A 17,211-nucleotide genomic window follows, 5' to 3' on the forward strand; every position below is an offset into this window, starting at 1 on the left:
ACGAACCTTCTTCGCAGCCGCCGGGATCGTGGTCACCGGGGTGATGACTGATAACGGCAGCTGCTACCGGTCCGGGCTCTTCAAAGAATCGCTCGGCAAACATGTGACACATCGATTCACTCGTCCGTATCGTCCCCAAACAAACGGCAAGGTCGAACGCTTCAACCGCACACTGGCTGAGGAATGGGCATATGCCGACACCTATGGCACTGATGAAGCCAGGGCCGCAACCTACGGCGCCTAGCTTCATCACTACAATCATCACAGACCCCATACCGGGATCGGTGGTCTTACTCCATCAGAACGCGTTCACAACCTCACGGGGAACTACATCTAGCCCTTGCCCGCGATCACGCCGAGATACAGATTTTCGCCGGAGACCGTCACGGTTTCCGGGGAAATTCTCTCAGTTGATGCTTAGTCGCGACCGAGCGCCTCGTCGATGACGCGATACGCCACCGACGAGCTGTGGCCCTTGCGGCCGAGTGCTCCAAGGAGTCGGCGCTTTTGCACATCGCGCGGGGCGCTTTGCATGGATGACTGCCTCATCCGTTTGGCGACGATTTCGCGGGCCGCCTGGAGTTCATCATCCTCGTCGACCTGCTCGAGCGCCTGCATTGCTGCCGCGCCGGTGATGCCTTTCTTCACCAGCTCGGCACGCAGGGCTTTGCCCGCGAGTTGGCGCTCTGCGTGCCGTGTTCGCACGAGCATCGCAGCATAGGCCGCATCGTCGATGAGACCGACCTCTTCGAAGCGGTCCAGCACGCGGTCGGCGATATGGTCCGGGACGAGCTTTTTCGCGCACAGCTCCGCGAGTTGGGAGCGGGATGCGGAGGAACGATCGAGTCGATTCAAGATGATCGTGCGCGCGATCTGTTCGGCTTGCTCATCGCTGACCGGCTGAGGTTCCTCACCCTCCCGCTCGGGCTCCCGCTGCCAATGGGAGCGCGCCCGCCCTCGACGGACGGGCGCGCGCTCCTCGTCTGGCTCAATCCACGGGTTCGTGGTCGGCTCTGACATGACTTACAGCCCCGCGGGAACCTCGTTGGCGACGTTTTCCGCCTGCTCGGTTCCGGCAACGATGATGCCGAGGGCCGACAGGATCTTGTGCTCGATCTCGGCGGCGAGCTCGGGGTTGTCCTTCAGGAAGCGGCGAGCATTCTCCTTGCCCTGGCCGAGCTGGTCTCCCTCGTAGGTAAACCACGAGCCGGACTTTCGCACGATCCCGTTATCGACGCCGAGGTCGATGAGGCTGCCCTCGCGGGAGATGCCCTGGCCGTACAGGATGTCGAACTCTGCCTGCTTGAAGGGCGGAGCCATCTTGTTCTTCACGACCTTGACGCGGGTGCGGTTGCCGACGGGCTCGCTGCCTTCCTTCAGGGTTTCAATCCGGCGGACATCCAGGCGAACCGAGGAGTAGAACTTCAGTGCCTTACCGCCGGTGGTGGTCTCGGGTGAGCCGAAGAAGACGCCGATCTTCTCGCGCAGCTGGTTAATGAAGATCGCGGTGGTGCCGGATGCAGACAGAGCGCCGGTGATCTTACGCAGGGCCTGGCTCATGAGGCGGGCCTGCAGGCCGACGTGGCTATCGCCCATCTCGCCTTCGATTTCGGCCTTCGGCACGAGCGCGGCGACGGAGTCGACGACGATGATGTCGAGCGCTCCGGAGCGGATCAGCATGTCAGCGATCTCCAGGGCCTGCTCGCCGGTGTCCGGCTGAGAGACCAGCAGGGCGTCCGTATCGACGCCGAGCTTCTTGGCGTATTCCGGATCCAGGGCGTGCTCCGCGTCGATGAACGCCGCGACTCCGCCGGCGCGTTGGGCGCTCGCCACGGCGTGCAGCGCGACTGTCGTCTTACCGGAGGATTCCGGCCCGTAGATTTCAACGACGCGGCCGCGGGGCAGGCCGCCGATTCCGAGGGCGACATCGAGTGCGACGGAGCCGGTGGGGATGACGGCAACGGGCGGACGGTTGTCATCGCCGAGGCGCATGACGGAGCCCTTGCCGAAGTTCTTATCGATTTGCGCGAGTGCGGCTTCTAGGGCCTTGCTGCGATCAGCCTTGGGTGCGGCCATGGTGTTCCTTCCATCGAGGCGGCTCTCCGCCGACGTATCCTTCAGGTCGTTTCTGAAGGTGCCGCCCTCTCCGGGTGGCGACCTGGGACCACCGTATGCCCGACCTGTGACATTGCGGTGGGCGAAGATTCCAGTTGTGGATAACTCTTCGCCTGGTTATTCCCACAGCAAGCATAAGGCGAACACGTGTTCGAAGCGCAACCAGGATGGGCGTGTCGTGATTTTTATCCGGAGCGGCCGGCGCTCCGCTCTCGAGTGAGCGAGCGGTGATAGAAGCGGACCTCGTCGTCTGCTTCCATTTCGTCACAAAACGCGGCCCACACCTTGGCCGGATCGATGCCGTCGGCGAGGGCTGCATTCATACTTCGGCCGCCGAGCTGCACGAGGGCAAGATCGGCGGCCAACGAAGTACCGAGGGCCTCACCGTAGGTGGCGGTGAGAGCCTCGAAAAGCTCGGAGCGACGCACGTTAGGCGCGTGGCATCGCCGGAGTGAGGTTTGCCGGAATCGTGTCGGGCACGACGACGGCGGCCGCCTGCTCGGCGGCGTTGACGCGCAGCGCCACGTCCTTTAGGAAATGGGACAGGCGATAGTCGAGCGCGTCGCAGATCGAAGCGAGGAGTTCACTGGAGGCTTCCTTCTGACCGCGTTCTACCTCGGATAGGTAACCGAGGGAGACCTGCGCTGCAGAGGAGACCTCCCGCAGGGTGCGTCCCTGATCGAGACGGATCTCGCGCAGAACCGCACCGATGACCTCGCGCAGCACGATGGGCTCAGCGGCCGGGGCCGCCAACTGCCGCATAATGGCACGAGGGTTGGAGCGTTGTGCCGGTCGGGTGCCGGCGCCAGGGTGCGTCATGTTTTTCATCATCACTATCCATAACACACGGGCGGCCCGGTTTGTTCCCCGAGTGTGGATACGAGATCGAGCGCGGCTCCGGCAGCGACCGTTCGCACGCGATCGCGGTCCCCCTCAATCGCGAGTTCGCGCACCAGCAGGTGGTGATCAACGCAGGCAGCGACGTAGACGGTCCCGGCGGCCTTCCCATAGGACGGGCCGGGGCCGGCAACGCCCGTCGTCGCCAGACCGAAGTCGGCGCGCAGCAGGCGGGCGGCTCCCAGAGCTAGTTCGGCGGCGACCTTGGGGTGGACGGGCCCGTGGCGGCGCAGCAGTTCCTGATCAACGCCGAGCAGTGAGTGCTTAATGTCGGTGGCGTAACACACCACCCCCCCGCGCAAAATCGCGGAGATCCCGGGGACGGTCGCGAGCGTGGAGGTGATGAGGCCTGCAGTGAGCGACTCGGCGCAGCCCAGGGTGCGGCCTTTGAGGACCTGGGCGACGTATTCGACCTTGGCGCACAGATCGTCGGGCGCGCTGCTCATGGGGTGCGTCGAGCGATCCGCCAGGCGGAAACGCAGTATTCGAGGCCCGTAACGACGGTGACGGCGAGCGCTGCCCACATGATGACCTCGGCGACGGTGACCATCGAGTGACCAAACCCGCCGAGCCCAAGTCCCGTCCACGGCACGAGCATGAGGGTAATGAAGAGCATTTGCAGTACCGTCTTCACCTTGCCACCACGTGAGGCGGCCATGACGGAGCGGCGCACCATGAAAAAGCGTAGGACGGTGATGCCGAGTTCGCGCACGACGATGAGGGTCGTCACCCACCAGGGCACGAGCCCCGTCGCTGACAGCAGCGCGAGGGCCGCGATGACGAGCGCCTTATCGGCGATCGGGTCCGCGAGCTTACCGAAGTCCGTGATGAGGCCGCGGCTGCGCGCGAGATGGCCATCGAGCTGATCGGTAGCGGCCGCGATCATGAAGGTGATCGTCGCCCAGATTTGACTCGTCGTATCCCCGCGCAGGAACAGGTAGATGAAGACGGGCACGAGCAGGATCCGCACCACCGTGAGAACGTTGGCGATATTGAGCACGGGAACCTTGCCCGTTAGCTCCGATCGGTTAGATCCCACGCGTCCTCCTCACCGGCTGCCTCGACGACCTCGAGGTGGGCATCAGCCGGATGGATCATCGTGTCCATCTCGTCGGCGGATGCCTCTCCTTCATCGTCGTCCTGCGCCTCGGTTGGCGCAACTTCCTCCCCGCGCAGCATCGCGAGCACGGTCGGCAGTTCTTCCGGCGGGACGAGCACATCGCGCGCCTTGGACCCCTCCGAGGGCCCGACGATGTCCCGCGATTCGAGCAGGTCCATGAGCCGGCCGGCCTTGGCAAAACCAACGCGCAGTTTGCGCTGCAGCATCGAGGTGGAGCCAAAGTTCGAGGTGACGACGAGCTCCGCCGCAGCGAGCAGATCCTCGAGATCATCGCCAATATCCTCGTCGATCTTCTTCTTCGACGCCGTCTCCATCACGTCGTCGCGATAGACCGGCTTCATCTGGTTCTTGACGTGATCGACGACGTGGCGGATTTCGGATTCGGTGACCCAGGCGCCCTGCACGCGCATCGGCTTGGCCTTGCCCGACGGGTGGAAGAGGGCATCGCCTTGGCCGATGAGTTTCTCGGCGCCGGCGGCATCCAGGATGACGCGGGAGTCCGCGAGCGAGGAGGTGGCAAAGGCGAGCCGGGAGGGCACGTTGGCCTTGATGAGGCCGGTGACGACGTCGACCGAGGGCCGCTGAGTGGCGAGCACGAGGTGAATGCCGGCGGCGCGCGCCAGCTGCGTGATGCGCTGGATCGAGGCCTCAACATCGCGCGCGGCGACCATCATGAGGTCCGCGAGCTCGTCGACGATCACAAGGAGGTAGGGGTAGGGCGCGATCTTGCGTTCCGAACCCGGCAGGGGTTTGACCTGGCCCTTGCGCACCGCCGCGTTGAACTCGTCGATGTGCTTGTAGCCGAACTGCGCGAGATCGTCGTAGCGCATGTCCATCTCGCGCACGACCCATTCGAGTGCCTCGGCGGCCTTCTTCGGGTTCGTGATGATCGGTGTGATGAGGTGTGGGATGCCCTGGTAAATCGTCAGCTCGACGCGTTTGGGATCGACGAGGACCATGCGCACCTCCTCCGGGGTGGCGCGCATCATGATCGAGGTGATCATCGAGTTGACGAAGGAGGACTTACCCGAGCCGGTCGCGCCCGCCACGAGCAGGTGCGGCATCTTGGCGAGATTCGCGACGACGTAGCCGCCCTCGACGTCCTTTCCAACGCCGACGACGAGCGGATGCGTGGAACGGCGGGCGACCGAGGAGCGCAGCACGTCGCCGAGCGCGACGGTTTCGCGGTCATCGTTCGGGATTTCGATGCCGATGGCGGACTTGCCTGGGATCGGCGAGAGGATGCGGACGTCGGCGGAGGCAACGGCGTAGGCGATGTCCTTGGCCATGCGCGTGACGCGGTCGACCTTCGTGCCGGTGCCGAGCTCGACCTCGTAGCGCGTGACCGTCGGCCCGCGCGAGAAGCCCGTGACCTGGGCGTCGATGGAGAATTCCTCAAAGACGCGGGTCAGACGTTCGACGACCCGGTCGTTGACGGCGGAGCGGACCTTGTGCGGCGCCCCCTTGACGAGCATGTCGTCGGTGGGCAGTTCGTACATGACGTCGGAGCCGAGCGTCAGCTGCTCGGTGCGGTCCGGTAGCGGGTTGAGCGGCGGCGGGCTGAGCTCCGTCGTCGCGCCATCGCCGCCTGCCGCGTCACCGGCGGGTGCTCCCGTGGCGGCAGCGGCTGCTGCCCCTGAGGCACCGGCACCACCGGCCCCAGCGCCCGCGGCAAGGATGCGGGTCGCATCGTCATCGGCCTGGGCGTCAAAGACCTCGGTCTTCTTGCCGCGCGAGCGGCGCGGTTTCGCGGGCTTGGCGGCGCCGTCGAGTTCCGCGGCCTGCCTGAAGGGCTCATCGCCGTCGTAATTGTCCTCGGCCTCAACGCTCTTGCGCCGGCGGCGGGCACGCTTGGCTAACGCCTGCTGCCCGTCGGCATCATCGAAGGGCTCCTCCGCTGCGGGCTCGCCGCGGGACGACAGGTACATCGTCGTGTTGCGGAAAAAGTCCGGGATTGCCGACAGCGGCGTCGCGGTGATCGACATGATCGACACGCCAATGAGCAACAGCAGGATCGGGATCGCCGCATAGTGCGTGAAGAGGATCGAGAGCGGTTCACCAAATACCCAGCCGACGATGCCGCCGGCGGATTCGACGGCCGCGAAGTTCTCCAGCAGGTTTGGCCGCCCCTTGAAAATGTGAATGAGGCCGGCGATGCACGAGATGAGAATGGCGAGTGCGATCGCGACGCGGCCATTGGCGGCGACGTTTTCCGGGTGCGCGATCAAGCGCACCGCGATGATGACGAGCAGGATAGGCAGCAGCACGGCGAGCAAGCCGACGAGCCCGGCGGAGGCGTGATGCAGGATCGCGCCGGCCGCGCCGGATAGGTTGAACCATTCGCGGATCGCCACGACGATGGCGAGCGCAATGAGGGCGACGGCCCAGCCATCCCGCCGACGGGTGGGGGCTTCGCTCTTCGCTGCTGAGGCAGACGTGCGTTTGGACATGATATTCAGACGTTACCGTGAACTGGGCGCTGGCCGCGGGCCGCCACCCCGGGCGGCGACGTTGTTTCCGGCCTCACGTTTGTATGCGAGGCTTCCTCGCGCGCGTGCGCGTGTACCCGCGTGCGCGTACGCGTACGAGGGCGCGCGGGTGTGCGCGCGTGCGCGAGTGCATGCACGCACGAAGGGCGAGCAGTTCCCCCACCCAGGGCCCAGATAATGCGCCGCGGGGTAATTGCCCTAATGCGCCGCGAGGTAATCGTCGATCTCGCTGCGGCTCGGGCAGCGCGCTGGGCCCAGCCGCTCCACGGACATGCCCGCTGCGACGTTGCCGCGCCGGATCGCCTCGATCAAGTCCAGGCCGTCCATGAGCGAGGCTGCCACGACGCCGGTGTGCGCATCGCCGCTGCCCGTCGTGTCGACGACGGTGAACGAAAATGCGGGTACGCGCTCCGGTACCGCGCCGGCACGCACCTGCACCCAGCAGCCTTCGGAGCCGGCCCGCACGAGCGCATGGCACTCCTCGGAAACAAGCGAGCGGATCGCGGCAAACCGCTCCGAAACGCCCGTCATGTCGGCCACCAGTCCGGCCTCGCGGCGGTTGAGCGAAATGAGATCGCAGCGCGCGAGCACCGGCTTTAGGTGCTCGGGCGCAATCTCGTTGACGATCGGGCCGGTGTCGACGATGAGGCGGACGCCCTCGGGCAGGTTGGCGGCAAATCGCGAGACGACGGGCGCAGAGCTCGGGTAGGCGAGATCGTAGCCGGAGACGTAGACGACGTCGCCTTCGCGCACGTCGATCGAGTCGAATTCGTCGTGGCTCGGCTCAGCCTCCACGCCGAGCGTCGTAATAAAGGTGCGTTCCCCGTCGGGTTCGCGCAGCGTCAGGCACAGCCCGGTATCGCCGACGAGGGTCTCCCCGACGTGCTCGATGCCCTCGGCTTCCAGCGCGAGCCGTACCTGCGCGGAGTTTGCGCCGGTGCCAAGCGGTGAGGCGAGCAGCGTCTCGATCCCCTGGCGGGCGACGGCGGATACGACGTTGAAACCGCCCCCGACGACGGCGCCCGCGCTCTTGGCGATCACGTCGCCGCCGCGCGTCGGGAAATGCGGCAGGTTCATCGGCAGGTCGAGAACGCAGCTGCCGGTTGAGATAAATCGAGCCATGGCCCCTACTTCATGACGACGGCGGGAATGATCATGGGCCGGCGCCGCAGCCGCTTGGAGGCGAACTGACCGACGACGCGGCGCATCGCCTGCTGCAGCGCGTGCTCCTCGCTCACGCCCTCGGCGAGCGCCTTATCGAGTGCCTCTCGCACCTTGGGTTCGATCGCGGTGAAGACCTCATCGCCCTCGGCCACGCCCTTGGCTTGGATGTGCGGGCCGGCGAGAACCTCGCGCCGCGCCGCGTCGATGACGGCGAACACGGAGATGAAGCCCTCCTCAGCGAGGATCATGCGGTCCTTGAGCTCGGCCTCGGTAATCTCGCCAATGGAGGAACCGTCGACGAAGACGAGCCCACACGGCACCGCGCCGACGAGTTTCGCGACGCCGTCCTTCACATCGACGACGCCGCCGTCTTCGGCCAGGATGACGTTCTCGCGCGGCACGCCCGTCGCGGTGGCAAGGTTGCCGTTGGCCACGAGGTGGCGGATCTCGCCGTGAATTGGCATGACGTTTTCCGGCCCGACGATGTTGTAGCAGTACAGCAGTTCGCCGGCCGAGGCGTGCCCGGAGACGTGCACGCGCGCAATCCCCTGGTGAATGACCTTCGCGCCCAGGCGCGTGAGCCCGTTGATGACGCGCGATACCGAGTTTTCGTTACCCGGGATGAGCGAGGAGGCAAACAGCACGGTATCGCCCACGCCGATCTCGATCTTGTGGTTGCGGTTCGCCATCCGCGCGAGCGCCGCCATCGGCTCGCCCTGCGAACCCGTCGCGACGAGCACCACCTTGTCATCGGGCAGGTCCGCGAGCTTGTTCAGCTCGACGAGCACGCCCTCGGGCACGGTCAGGTAGCCCATCTTTTCGGCGATTCCCATGTTGCGCACCATCGAGCGGCCGACGAAGGCGACCTTGCGGCCGTGGTTCTTCGCGGCGTTGAGCACCTGCTGAATGCGGTGGACGTGGGAGGCGAAGGAGGCGACGACGATCTTGCCGGGCGCCGCAGCAAACACCGAGTCGATTACCGGCCCGATTTCGCGTTCGTGCGTCGTAAAGCCCGGCACCTCGGCGTTGGTGGAATCGACCATGAACAGGTCGACGCCCTCGTCGCCAAAGCGTGCGAACGCGCGCAGATCGGTGATGCGTCCGTCGAGCGGCAGCTGATCCATCTTGAAGTCGCCGGTGTGCAAGACGTTGCCGGCCTTCGTGCGGATCATGACGGCAAGCGCATCGGGAATGGAGTGGTTGACGGCGACGAACTCGCATTCAAAGGGCCCGAGCTGTTCGATGTCGCCCTCGGAGACGGTGAGCGTCAGCGGCGTAATGCGGTGTTCGGCGAGCTTGGCCTCAATGAAGGCCAGCGTGAGGGAGGAACCGATGAGCGGAATGTCCGGCTTGAGCTTGAGCAGGAAGGGCACCGCGCCGATGTGGTCCTCGTGGCCGTGGGTCAGGACGATAGCGAGCACGTCATCGAGCCGGTCTTCGATGTAGGAAAAATCCGGCAGGATGAGGTCGACGCCAGGCTGATCATCCTCGGGGAACAGGACGCCGCAGTCGACGATGAGCAGGCGGCCGTTGATCTCGAAGACGGTCATATTGCGCCCGACCTCGCCAAGGCCGCCGAGCGGGACGATCCGCAGGGTCTCGTCGGCTAGTGGGGGCGGGGCAGGAAGTTCACTGAAGAGGGCAGTCACGTCGCTAATTCTACGAGGTCTGTCCAATCGGCGCGGCCAGCAGCCCGCATCCGGGCCGGCCGCTACAGGTAGTTCAGCGCTTCCATCGCGCTGCGCAGTCGCGCGACCTGGGCCGACGTCGCCGCCGTCAGCGGCAGCCGGAATGAGGCGGCGGGGAGGTGACCCTGCAGCGCGACGGCGGTCTTGGCCATGACCGCGCCGAGCCCCTCGCCCATGACGGCATCCACCAGCGGCAGCACCTCGTGGTGGATCTCGGCCGCGCGCGCCAAATCTCCCGCATCGAGCGCATCGACCATCGCGCGGTAGCGATCGGCCGCGACGTGGGCGACGACGGAGACGACGCCCACCCCACCGTGCGTAAGGAAACCGAGATTGAGCGCATCATCGCCGGAATACACGGCCGTGCCGGTCGCGCGCCCGCGCGCGATCCCGCCCACGACGTCGCCCGTCGCCTCTTTGAACGCCACAATCTGCGGATGCTCGGCGATCCGCTCGGAGCACTCGGGGCCGATCTTCACCCCGGTGCGTCCCGGAATGTCGTAGACCATGACGGGCACGCCACCCGCGTCAGCGACCGCGAGGATATGAGCCGCAATGCCCTCCTGGCTCGGCTTGTTGTAATACGGCGAGACGACGAGCAGCGAATCCGCGCCGGATTCCACGGCCTGCTCCCCGATCCGCACCGCGTGCTTCGTATCGTTGGACCCCGCACCGGCCATGATGCGTGCCCGGTCGCCGACGGCCTCTTTCACGACGCGAATGAGCTCGTTCTTTTCCGGGGTGTGCGTCGTTGGCGACTCCCCCGTCGTCCCCGACAGCAGGATGCCGTCACAGCCCTGCCCCACCAGGTGATCGGCGAGCCGTGCCGCCGCGTCAAAGTCGATTGATCCATCCTCGGCAAAGGGCGTGACCATCGCAGGAATGACCGAACCGAAGATTGCGCGGGCCTCATTGCGTTCCATGTCAGAAGGGTAGAGCCACGCATGTCGCACACAGGTGCCTGACCAAAGACTGGGACGATTGAGACATGCAGGTCATCAGCCACCGCGGCTACCACGCGCGCCACACCGAGAACACGCTGCCCGCAATCCGCGCCGCCATGGAACTCGGCGTCGCCGGCGTCGAGGTCGATATCCAGCTCGCCGGCGACGGCTCGATCGCCGTCATTCACGACGCGACGACGGCCCGGCTGTGGGCCGATCCCCGCCCGATCTCCGCCCACAGCGCGGAAAGTCTCGCGGCGCTTGGCACCGGCGAGGACCGCATCCCGACGCTCGACGAAGTCCTGCAACTCTCGGCCGATTACAACATCCCTATCATCCTGGACCAAAAAAGCCCCGAGGTCGCCCTCGCCGCCCTCGGCCTTCTCAAGATCAAAGGACTCGAAGGCCGCGTCGCGTTTTGTGGCGAGCTGCCGGGCCTCATCGAGGTCCGCCAGCATTCCGCGCGCACCGAGATCTATCTGAACGACGAGGGCCTTTTCACCCCGGACATTCGCATCCTCGCAAACCTCAAACCGAGCGCGATCAACCCGCAGTTCTTCGGGGTTAGCCTCGGCCTCGTGACCTCCGCTCACGCCTTCGGCCTCGACGTGTCCTGCTGGACGCCCAACAGCGAGCCGGAACTTCGCGCCATGGCCGCCCTCGGCGTCGACAAGGTCATGACCGACAACGTCGAGCTCGCCCTCGAGCTCGTGCAATGAGCCCCCTCGCGCAGTGGCCGGCGGCCGCCGTCCTCACCCTCATCGCGGCCCTCGCCGTGACCGCCGTGGTTGCCGCGGCGAGTATTGTCCGACTGCGCAAGGCGAGCCATACCCACCGCGCTATGAGAGCCGAAGCCGAACGACTTCGCGCCCTGGCCAAGGATCGCGCCCAGCGCATTGCGATGCTCTCCCACGAAGTGCGTACTCCCCTAGCCCTGATTCGCGGCGCCGGCGAGCTCTTGCAGGACGGCTCGGCCGGTCCATTGACCGAAGAGCAGCAGCGTTTTACCGCGACGATCATGGACAACACGACGCACGTCATCTCGCTCGCGGAAGACCTGCTAACCCACGCTCGGTTGGAAGCGACCCTATTCGACCTGAATGTCGAGCGGCTCGATCTGCGCTCGCTTGTGCGAGCCACGGTTCGCGAATTACGCGCGATCCACACCGCCAGAATCCAACTCGATAACAGAGGCCGCCCCATCCCGGTTCTTGCAGATCCGCGCCTGTTACGAGAAGCCCTGTGGAACCTCGGAAATAACGCCATCCGCCATGCCGGAGCCAGCGCGGTCATCACGTTTCGAGTAACCGAGGGCGAGGGCCAGGCGGTGCTTGCCGTCGCCGACGACGGCCACGGCATCGATCCCTCCACCCGCAGGCGCATGTTCGATCCGTTTCACACCACCAGCCGCGACGGAACCGGACTCGGCCTCACGATCACCAAAGCTATCGTGGAGCTACACGGTGGAAACGTCCTAGTCGATACCGCAGCCCGCAGCGGCACGACGATGTACTTCACGATTCCGACGGCTCGGGAGGACAGCGATGAATAACGACGGCAGTGGTCGCATCCTCATCGTCGAGGACGAGCCTCAGATGGCCGACATCATCGCATTTGTCCTCGCCAAACATGACTTTGAGCCCACCGTCGCTACCACCGGAGAAGCGGGCTGGCGGACGTTGCGATCCAAGGACTTTGATGCCGTCGTCCTCGATGTCATGCTGCCCGACCTCTCTGGCCTGGCGCTGTGTTCGCGTATCCGAACCGCCAGCGACATCCCCATCATCTTTTTGTCCGCCCTCGGCTCCGAAGACGAACGCATCGCGGGTCTGGAGGCCGGGGCCGATGACTACCTTGCAAAGCCCTTCTCACCCCGCGAGCTTGCGCTTCGCGTCAAAGCCCTGCTTGCTCGAACGCGCACGGGTGGATCGCACGTCATCACGGTAGGTTCACTGGCCATTGACACAAGCCAGCCCGTCGCGATCTATCACGGTGATCGCCTCCAACTCACGTCGACCTCTCACGCGATTCTTCGAGCACTCGCTGCCCGACCAGGTGAGGTCGTTACTGTCAAAGAACTCCTCAACGAGGTGTGGCAAACGTCCTCGGGCCTCGGTGGCAAGCAAATGGTGAAGACCGCCATCTACCGGTTGCGGCAAGAACTCGGCGAGGCAGGTGACCTCGTCGTGACCCGACGAGGCGCCGGATACAGCTTGAAGAAATAGCGAGCCTTTCTCCTTTATTTTCGCCAGGTCACGCAACCGTGACCTTTTGTAACCATTTTTTGCTCCCGCACGCGAGATAGCAGTGGCACGCTGCAAGTATCACCACTCAACGAGGAGAACACCATGAAGCTCAAAGCTCCCGCCCTCACCGCCAGCGCCTTGGCATTGACCCTCAGCCTCGCCGCATGCGGCTCATCTGACGGCGATGGCTCATCCGATGGAGACAGCGGCCAGATCACCATCGCCTGCGGCGCGATGGAGGACCTGTGCCAGAAGTGGACCGAAGCGTTCACTGAGAAGACAGGCATCAAAGCAAACTTCGTCCGCTTGTCATCTGGCGAGACGGTCGCCCGCCTCGCCTCTGCCAAGGACAGCCCCGAATTCGATGTGTGGCATGGCGGCCCCGTCGATGGTTATGGCGCCGCAGTAGAGCAGGGCCTCATCGCTGAATACGCCTCCCCCGAGGCCGAGGCGATCCCCGATAAGTACAAGGATCCGAACCACATGTGGACCGGCGTCTACGTTGGCGTCCTCGGCTTCTGCTCCAACCAGTCGGTGTTGCAGAACCTCGGAGTTGAGCAGCCCAACAGCTGGGATGATCTGCTCGACCCGAAGCTCAAGCAGCAGGTCTCCACCGCCCACCCCTCGACCTCGGGAACGGCATTCACCACGCTGTGGACCCAGGTCGTGCTCAACGGCGGCGATGAGGGCGGTCTCGACTACATGAAGAAACTGCACCCGAACGTCCTGCAGTACACCAAGTCCGGTACCGCGCCCGGTCAGGTAGCCGGACGCGGCGAAGTGGCCGTAGGCCTCGTCTTCTCCCACGACTGCGTGAAGTACAAAGAAGAGGGCATGAGTGATCTCGAGGTTTCCTTCCCCGAGGAAGGAACCGGCTACGAAGTCGGCGGTGTCGCCATGATCAAGGGCGCCAAGAACGAGGAGGCTGCAAAGAAGTACATCGACTTCGCGATCTCCACTGATGCCCAGAATATTGGGCAGACCGTCGGCTCTTACCAGGTGTTGACGCACCCCGATGCCAAGGTCGATGACCGGATGGTCAAACTCGACGACGTCAACCTCATCGACTACGACTTCGCGAAGGCCGCCGCCGAAAAGCCCGGACTGACCGCTAAGTTCGACGAAGAGATCGCTGCGGCGCCGCGCGACTAGATTTCCTGAAGGCTACTCATGAGCACAGTCGCTCACGTGCCCGGAGCCCCCGCCGCCGTACCACGCCCGGCGCGGGGCTCCGCCCGCACCCGTGTGAAACAGGATCCGGTCACGATCTCGCTGATCGTCGCCGTCGTCCTCATCTTGTTACTCCTCGTTGGAATGCCACTGGCGCAAATCCTCGCCAAGGCCTTTGGTGAGGAGGGACTGTCCGCGCTGAAACGGATTTTTACTTCCCCAGTGAATCTCCGCATCATCCGCAATACCGTCGTTCTCGGGGCGCTCGTTGGAGCGATCGGGACCGCCGTCGGTTTCCTATTCGCCTACGCGCAGGCTCGCCTGCAATTCCGTGGCAAGCGAATCCTGCATCTGATCGCGTTGCTCCCGATCGTCTCGCCTCCGTTCGCGGTCGCGACGGCCGCCATCACGCTTTTTGGTCGCAACGGAATCGTCTCTAAGCAGTTCCTTGGCATGCCGTGGAACATTTACGGTCTCGACGGTCTGACACTCGTATTGTCGTTGTCCTTCTTCCCGGTCGCGTACATGAACCTCCTTGGCATGTTGCGATCACTCGATCCAGCGATGGAAGAGGCAGCCGCGTCCTTGGGAGCGTCGAAATGGAAGATCTTCCGGACCGTAACGCTGCCGCTCCTCGTGCCCGGTTTCGCAGCGTCATTCCTCCTGCTCTTTGTGGAGGCTATTGCGGATCTCGCCAACCCACTCGTCATCGGTGGCGACTTCACTGTCCTCGCCTCACGGGCATATATCGCTATTACCGGCGAGTACAACACCGCTGCCGGGTCCGCATACTCCTTGGTCCTTCTTATCCCGGCGCTGCTCGTCTTCATCGTTCAGCGGTACTGGACCGGCCGAGCATCCACGGTCACCGTTACCGGCAAGCCAGCCGGCCAGGGAAAACTCAACACGTCCTGGAAAGCGCGCGTTCCGATCCTCACCGGCGTTGGAATCGTAACAGCCCTGGTCATCACTATTTATGCGGCCGTCTTTATCGGAGCATTCGTGAAGATCCTCGGCGTTAACAACACCTTCACGCTAGATAACTTCACCTACCTGCTTTCGGGAATCGGTAACGACGCCATCATTGACACGACAATTCTGGCCCTCATCGCAACCCCGATTGCGGGTATCCTCGGCATGCTCATTGCCTGGCTTGTGGTCCGACGACTCAAGCGCGGCCGAGACCTGCTCGACTTCTTCGGCATGTTGGGTCTCGCTGTGCCCGGAACCGTCATCGGTATCGGCTATGCGATCACCTTTAACACGCCACTGAAGATCGGAGGAGTCACCGTCCTACCTGCGGTTGCCGGCGGCGGAGCTATTCTCGGCGGTGCCATCGCTATCGTCATGGTCTTTATCGCGCGGTCGATGCCTGCTGGACAGCGTTCGGGCATCGCGGCGCTGCAGCAGATCGATCCGGCAATCGATGAGGCCGCAACGTCGCTCGGAGCCTCCGGTCTCACGACCTTCCGAACCGTGACGCTACCGCTCATCCGGCCGGCCTTCCTGACCGGTTTGTCATACGCCTTTGCTCGATCCATGACGACACTGTCACCGATCATTTTCATTACAACGCCGCACACACGGATCATGACGTCGCAGATTCTCTCCGAAGTCGACGCTGGTCGCTTTGGTAACGCTTTCGCCTTCTGCACCATTTTGATCGTCATCGTTATGACCGTCCTGGGCCTTATCAACCTGGCTGTCCGTGGCAACCCTGCGGTTAAGGCCCCCATCACCCCCGCAGGAGCATGAGATGACTGCACATACTGACACGATTGAAGAATTCGAGCAGACCGAGGAAACAGGTCGATTGAAACTCGACGTGCTGAGAAAAACTTTCGGCTCGGGAGACTCAGCTGTCCATGCGGTCGACGGTATTTCACTCGATATCAACCCGGGAGAATTCGTCACGCTGCTAGGTCCTTCCGGCTGCGGAAAGACGACGACCTTGCGGATGGTCGCGGGATTCGAGGACGCGACTAGCGGGCGTGTCGAACTCGACGGCGTCAATCTCGTCGATCAGCCGCCCAACAAGCGTCCTATGGCGATGGTGTTCCAATCCTACGCGCTCTTCCCTCACCTTTCGGTCCGGGACAATATCGCCTATGGATTAAAGCTCAAAAAGCTACCTGCCGAAGAGATCAAGGAGCAGGTCGATCTGGCCTTGACATCCATGAATCTCAACGCCCTCGCCGACCGTGCCCCTAACCAGCTATCTGGCGGGCAGCAGCAGCGCGTCGCCCTCGCCCGAGCAATGGTGATGCGACCGAAGGTTCTCCTGTTCGATGAGCCCCTGTCTAACCTCGATGCCAAGCTCCGCGTACGCATGCGCCAAGAAATCCGGCGCCTGCAGCACCGACTGGGAATCACGAGCTTGTACGTGACCCACGACCAGGCAGAAGCGATGAGTCTGTCAGACAGGATCGTCGTGATGAATGCTGGAAAAATTGAGCAGGCTGCCTCACCCGATGAGATTTACCGCCGTCCAGCATCCGAATTCGTCGCAGACTTCATCGGACGAGCAAACTTCCTGTCAGCCGAGGTGTTACACAAAGCTGGCGATAGTGCGACTGTTAAGGTCCTCGAACGTGAGTTCACCATCCCTGCCCATCCCGACGTCGAAGTTGGTCGACCTGCGCTCGTACTTGTCCGACCGGAATCAGTGCGGTTAGAGAAGGTCGCCGCCAACGGCTCGACGAACAATGTTGTAGGCGACCATGGACAGGTTCTGGCTGCGGTTTTCTACGGCGAGAACGTCGAATACGAAGTCGAAACCGAACACGGCACGATCGTCGTGATCGAATCCGATCCGGATCCCGCCCAGATTCACGAGGAAGGCAGCGAAGTCCGAGTCGACTTCAACTCTGAGCGCTCCTGGCTCTTACCTTCTCAGGGCTAACCGGCTACAAAGAGCGGCCGTCTCAGTACTACGTTCTGAGGCGGCCGCTCTCTTCTGTCCTGGCCGTTGTTCTCCACACCCCGCCTCCCGACGCTCTGCGCATCCGGGTTTTCGGGGGTCCAAGGTTTTTGGGTGTTGACGTGTTGGTTTGATCGTGGTCAGTCGCTTGCAGCACCCCGCAGCAGGCACAGATCATCCACTCGCTGATTGGCTGGAGGGAGGCGCATTATGGAACTGAAGTCGTTGTTCGAGGCGGCTGGTTTTGATGTGTCCACCAGCCATCCTGCCGCAGGTACTGCGCCTGTCGTGTCGGAAGACCTATTGAATCTCGGGATTGGGATCCTTGCCGCGGCGGTGGAGAACGGTGTTGATCTGCCTGAGGCGCTGCATAAGTTGATTGCGGCCCGCAACATCGAACGCGCATTTAATGCGGTATCGACGCTGCGCACGCAGATTATTGCTGCAGCCGACCGGGC

Annotated in this window: 17 protein-coding genes and 1 pseudogene; 8 read left to right on the plus strand and 10 right to left on the minus strand. The window is 63.7% G+C overall.

Going from position 1 to position 17,211, the window contains the following annotated elements; genetic code table 11:
- Window positions 1–337, plus strand: a pseudogene (locus tag BLU67_RS11670) (integrase core domain-containing protein); the annotation flags it as partial.
- An 80-nt stretch (window positions 338–417) separates the two neighbouring features.
- Here BLU67_RS11670 and BLU67_RS11675 read toward each other — a convergent pair.
- The 10 genes from BLU67_RS11675 to dapA form a co-directional block, all read right to left on the minus strand.
- Entirely contained in the window at window positions 418–1,020 is a 603-nt protein-coding gene (locus tag BLU67_RS11675; RefSeq protein ID WP_092566145.1) for a regulatory protein RecX, read from the minus strand.
- A gap of 3 nt (window positions 1,021–1,023) precedes the next feature.
- Window positions 1,024–2,076: a recombinase RecA gene (gene recA, locus BLU67_RS11680; RefSeq protein ID WP_092566147.1), complete on the minus strand. Its 1,053-nt coding sequence runs from the start codon at window positions 2,074–2,076 to the stop codon at window positions 1,024–1,026.
- Between the two features lie 224 nt (window positions 2,077–2,300).
- Window positions 2,301–2,543 (minus strand): DUF3046 domain-containing protein, encoded by a 243-nt coding sequence (locus tag BLU67_RS11685; RefSeq protein WP_092566149.1) that lies wholly within the window; start codon window positions 2,541–2,543, stop codon window positions 2,301–2,303.
- A gap of 1 nt (window position 2,544) precedes the next feature.
- Window positions 2,545–2,877, minus strand: a complete 333-nt coding sequence (locus BLU67_RS11690; RefSeq protein WP_261977116.1) for a helix-turn-helix domain-containing protein — start codon at window positions 2,875–2,877, stop codon at window positions 2,545–2,547.
- Window positions 2,878–2,948: 71 nt separating this feature from the next.
- Entirely contained in the window at window positions 2,949–3,458 is a 510-nt protein-coding gene (locus tag BLU67_RS11695) for a CinA family protein (RefSeq protein ID WP_092566151.1), read from the minus strand.
- Window positions 3,455–4,051, minus strand: a complete 597-nt coding sequence (gene pgsA, locus BLU67_RS11700) for a CDP-diacylglycerol--glycerol-3-phosphate 3-phosphatidyltransferase (RefSeq protein WP_092566153.1) — start codon at window positions 4,049–4,051, stop codon at window positions 3,455–3,457. The genes BLU67_RS11695 and pgsA overlap by 4 nt, the downstream gene beginning before the upstream one ends.
- A complete protein-coding gene (locus tag BLU67_RS11705) occupies window positions 4,027–6,582 on the minus strand; it encodes a DNA translocase FtsK (protein WP_092566155.1) in 2,556 nt (851 codons plus the stop codon). The genes pgsA and BLU67_RS11705 overlap by 25 nt, the downstream gene beginning before the upstream one ends.
- A 237-nt stretch (window positions 6,583–6,819) precedes the next feature.
- Window positions 6,820–7,743, minus strand: a complete 924-nt coding sequence (locus BLU67_RS11710; RefSeq protein ID WP_092566157.1) for a PfkB family carbohydrate kinase — start codon at window positions 7,741–7,743, stop codon at window positions 6,820–6,822.
- 5 nt (window positions 7,744–7,748) lie between these two features.
- Window positions 7,749–9,434: a ribonuclease J gene (locus BLU67_RS11715; RefSeq protein WP_092566159.1), complete on the minus strand. Its 1,686-nt coding sequence runs from the start codon at window positions 9,432–9,434 to the stop codon at window positions 7,749–7,751.
- Between the two features lie 62 nt (window positions 9,435–9,496).
- Entirely contained in the window at window positions 9,497–10,396 is a 900-nt protein-coding gene (dapA, locus tag BLU67_RS11720) for a 4-hydroxy-tetrahydrodipicolinate synthase (protein ID WP_092566161.1), read from the minus strand.
- Between the two features lie 65 nt (window positions 10,397–10,461).
- On the opposite strand from dapA, the gene BLU67_RS11725 reads away from it, so the two are divergent.
- The 7 genes from BLU67_RS11725 to BLU67_RS11755 all read left to right on the plus strand — a co-directional run.
- A complete protein-coding gene (locus BLU67_RS11725) occupies window positions 10,462–11,136 on the plus strand; it encodes a glycerophosphodiester phosphodiesterase (protein ID WP_092566163.1) in 675 nt (224 codons plus the stop codon).
- The gene (locus tag BLU67_RS11730) at window positions 11,133–11,969 is read left to right on the plus strand and encodes a sensor histidine kinase (protein ID WP_092566165.1); all 837 of its coding nucleotides are present in this window, start codon (window positions 11,133–11,135) and stop codon (window positions 11,967–11,969) included. Before BLU67_RS11725 ends, BLU67_RS11730 begins: the two co-directional genes overlap by 4 nt.
- Window positions 11,962–12,642, plus strand: a complete 681-nt coding sequence (locus tag BLU67_RS11735) for a response regulator transcription factor (RefSeq protein WP_092566167.1) — start codon at window positions 11,962–11,964, stop codon at window positions 12,640–12,642. The genes BLU67_RS11730 and BLU67_RS11735 overlap by 8 nt, the downstream gene beginning before the upstream one ends.
- A gap of 123 nt (window positions 12,643–12,765) precedes the next feature.
- Window positions 12,766–13,815: an ABC transporter substrate-binding protein gene (locus tag BLU67_RS11740; RefSeq protein ID WP_092566169.1), complete on the plus strand. Its 1,050-nt coding sequence runs from the start codon at window positions 12,766–12,768 to the stop codon at window positions 13,813–13,815.
- 18 nt (window positions 13,816–13,833) lie between these two features.
- Window positions 13,834–15,588 carry an ABC transporter permease gene (locus tag BLU67_RS11745; protein ID WP_092566171.1) on the plus strand — a complete coding sequence of 585 codons (1,755 nt, stop codon included), beginning with the start codon at window positions 13,834–13,836 and terminating at the stop codon, window positions 15,586–15,588.
- A 1-nt stretch (window position 15,589) separates the two neighbouring features.
- Window positions 15,590–16,735: an ABC transporter ATP-binding protein gene (locus tag BLU67_RS11750; RefSeq protein WP_092566173.1), complete on the plus strand. Its 1,146-nt coding sequence runs from the start codon at window positions 15,590–15,592 to the stop codon at window positions 16,733–16,735.
- Window positions 16,736–16,963: 228 nt separating this feature from the next.
- Window positions 16,964–17,211, plus strand: a 248-nt coding sequence (locus BLU67_RS11755; protein WP_143027437.1) for a hypothetical protein, incomplete at its 3' end; no start/stop codon positions are given.

This window comes from Bowdeniella nasicola (assembly GCF_900107735.1).
Lineage (GTDB): Bacteria > Actinomycetota > Actinomycetes > Actinomycetales > Actinomycetaceae > Bowdeniella > Bowdeniella massiliensis.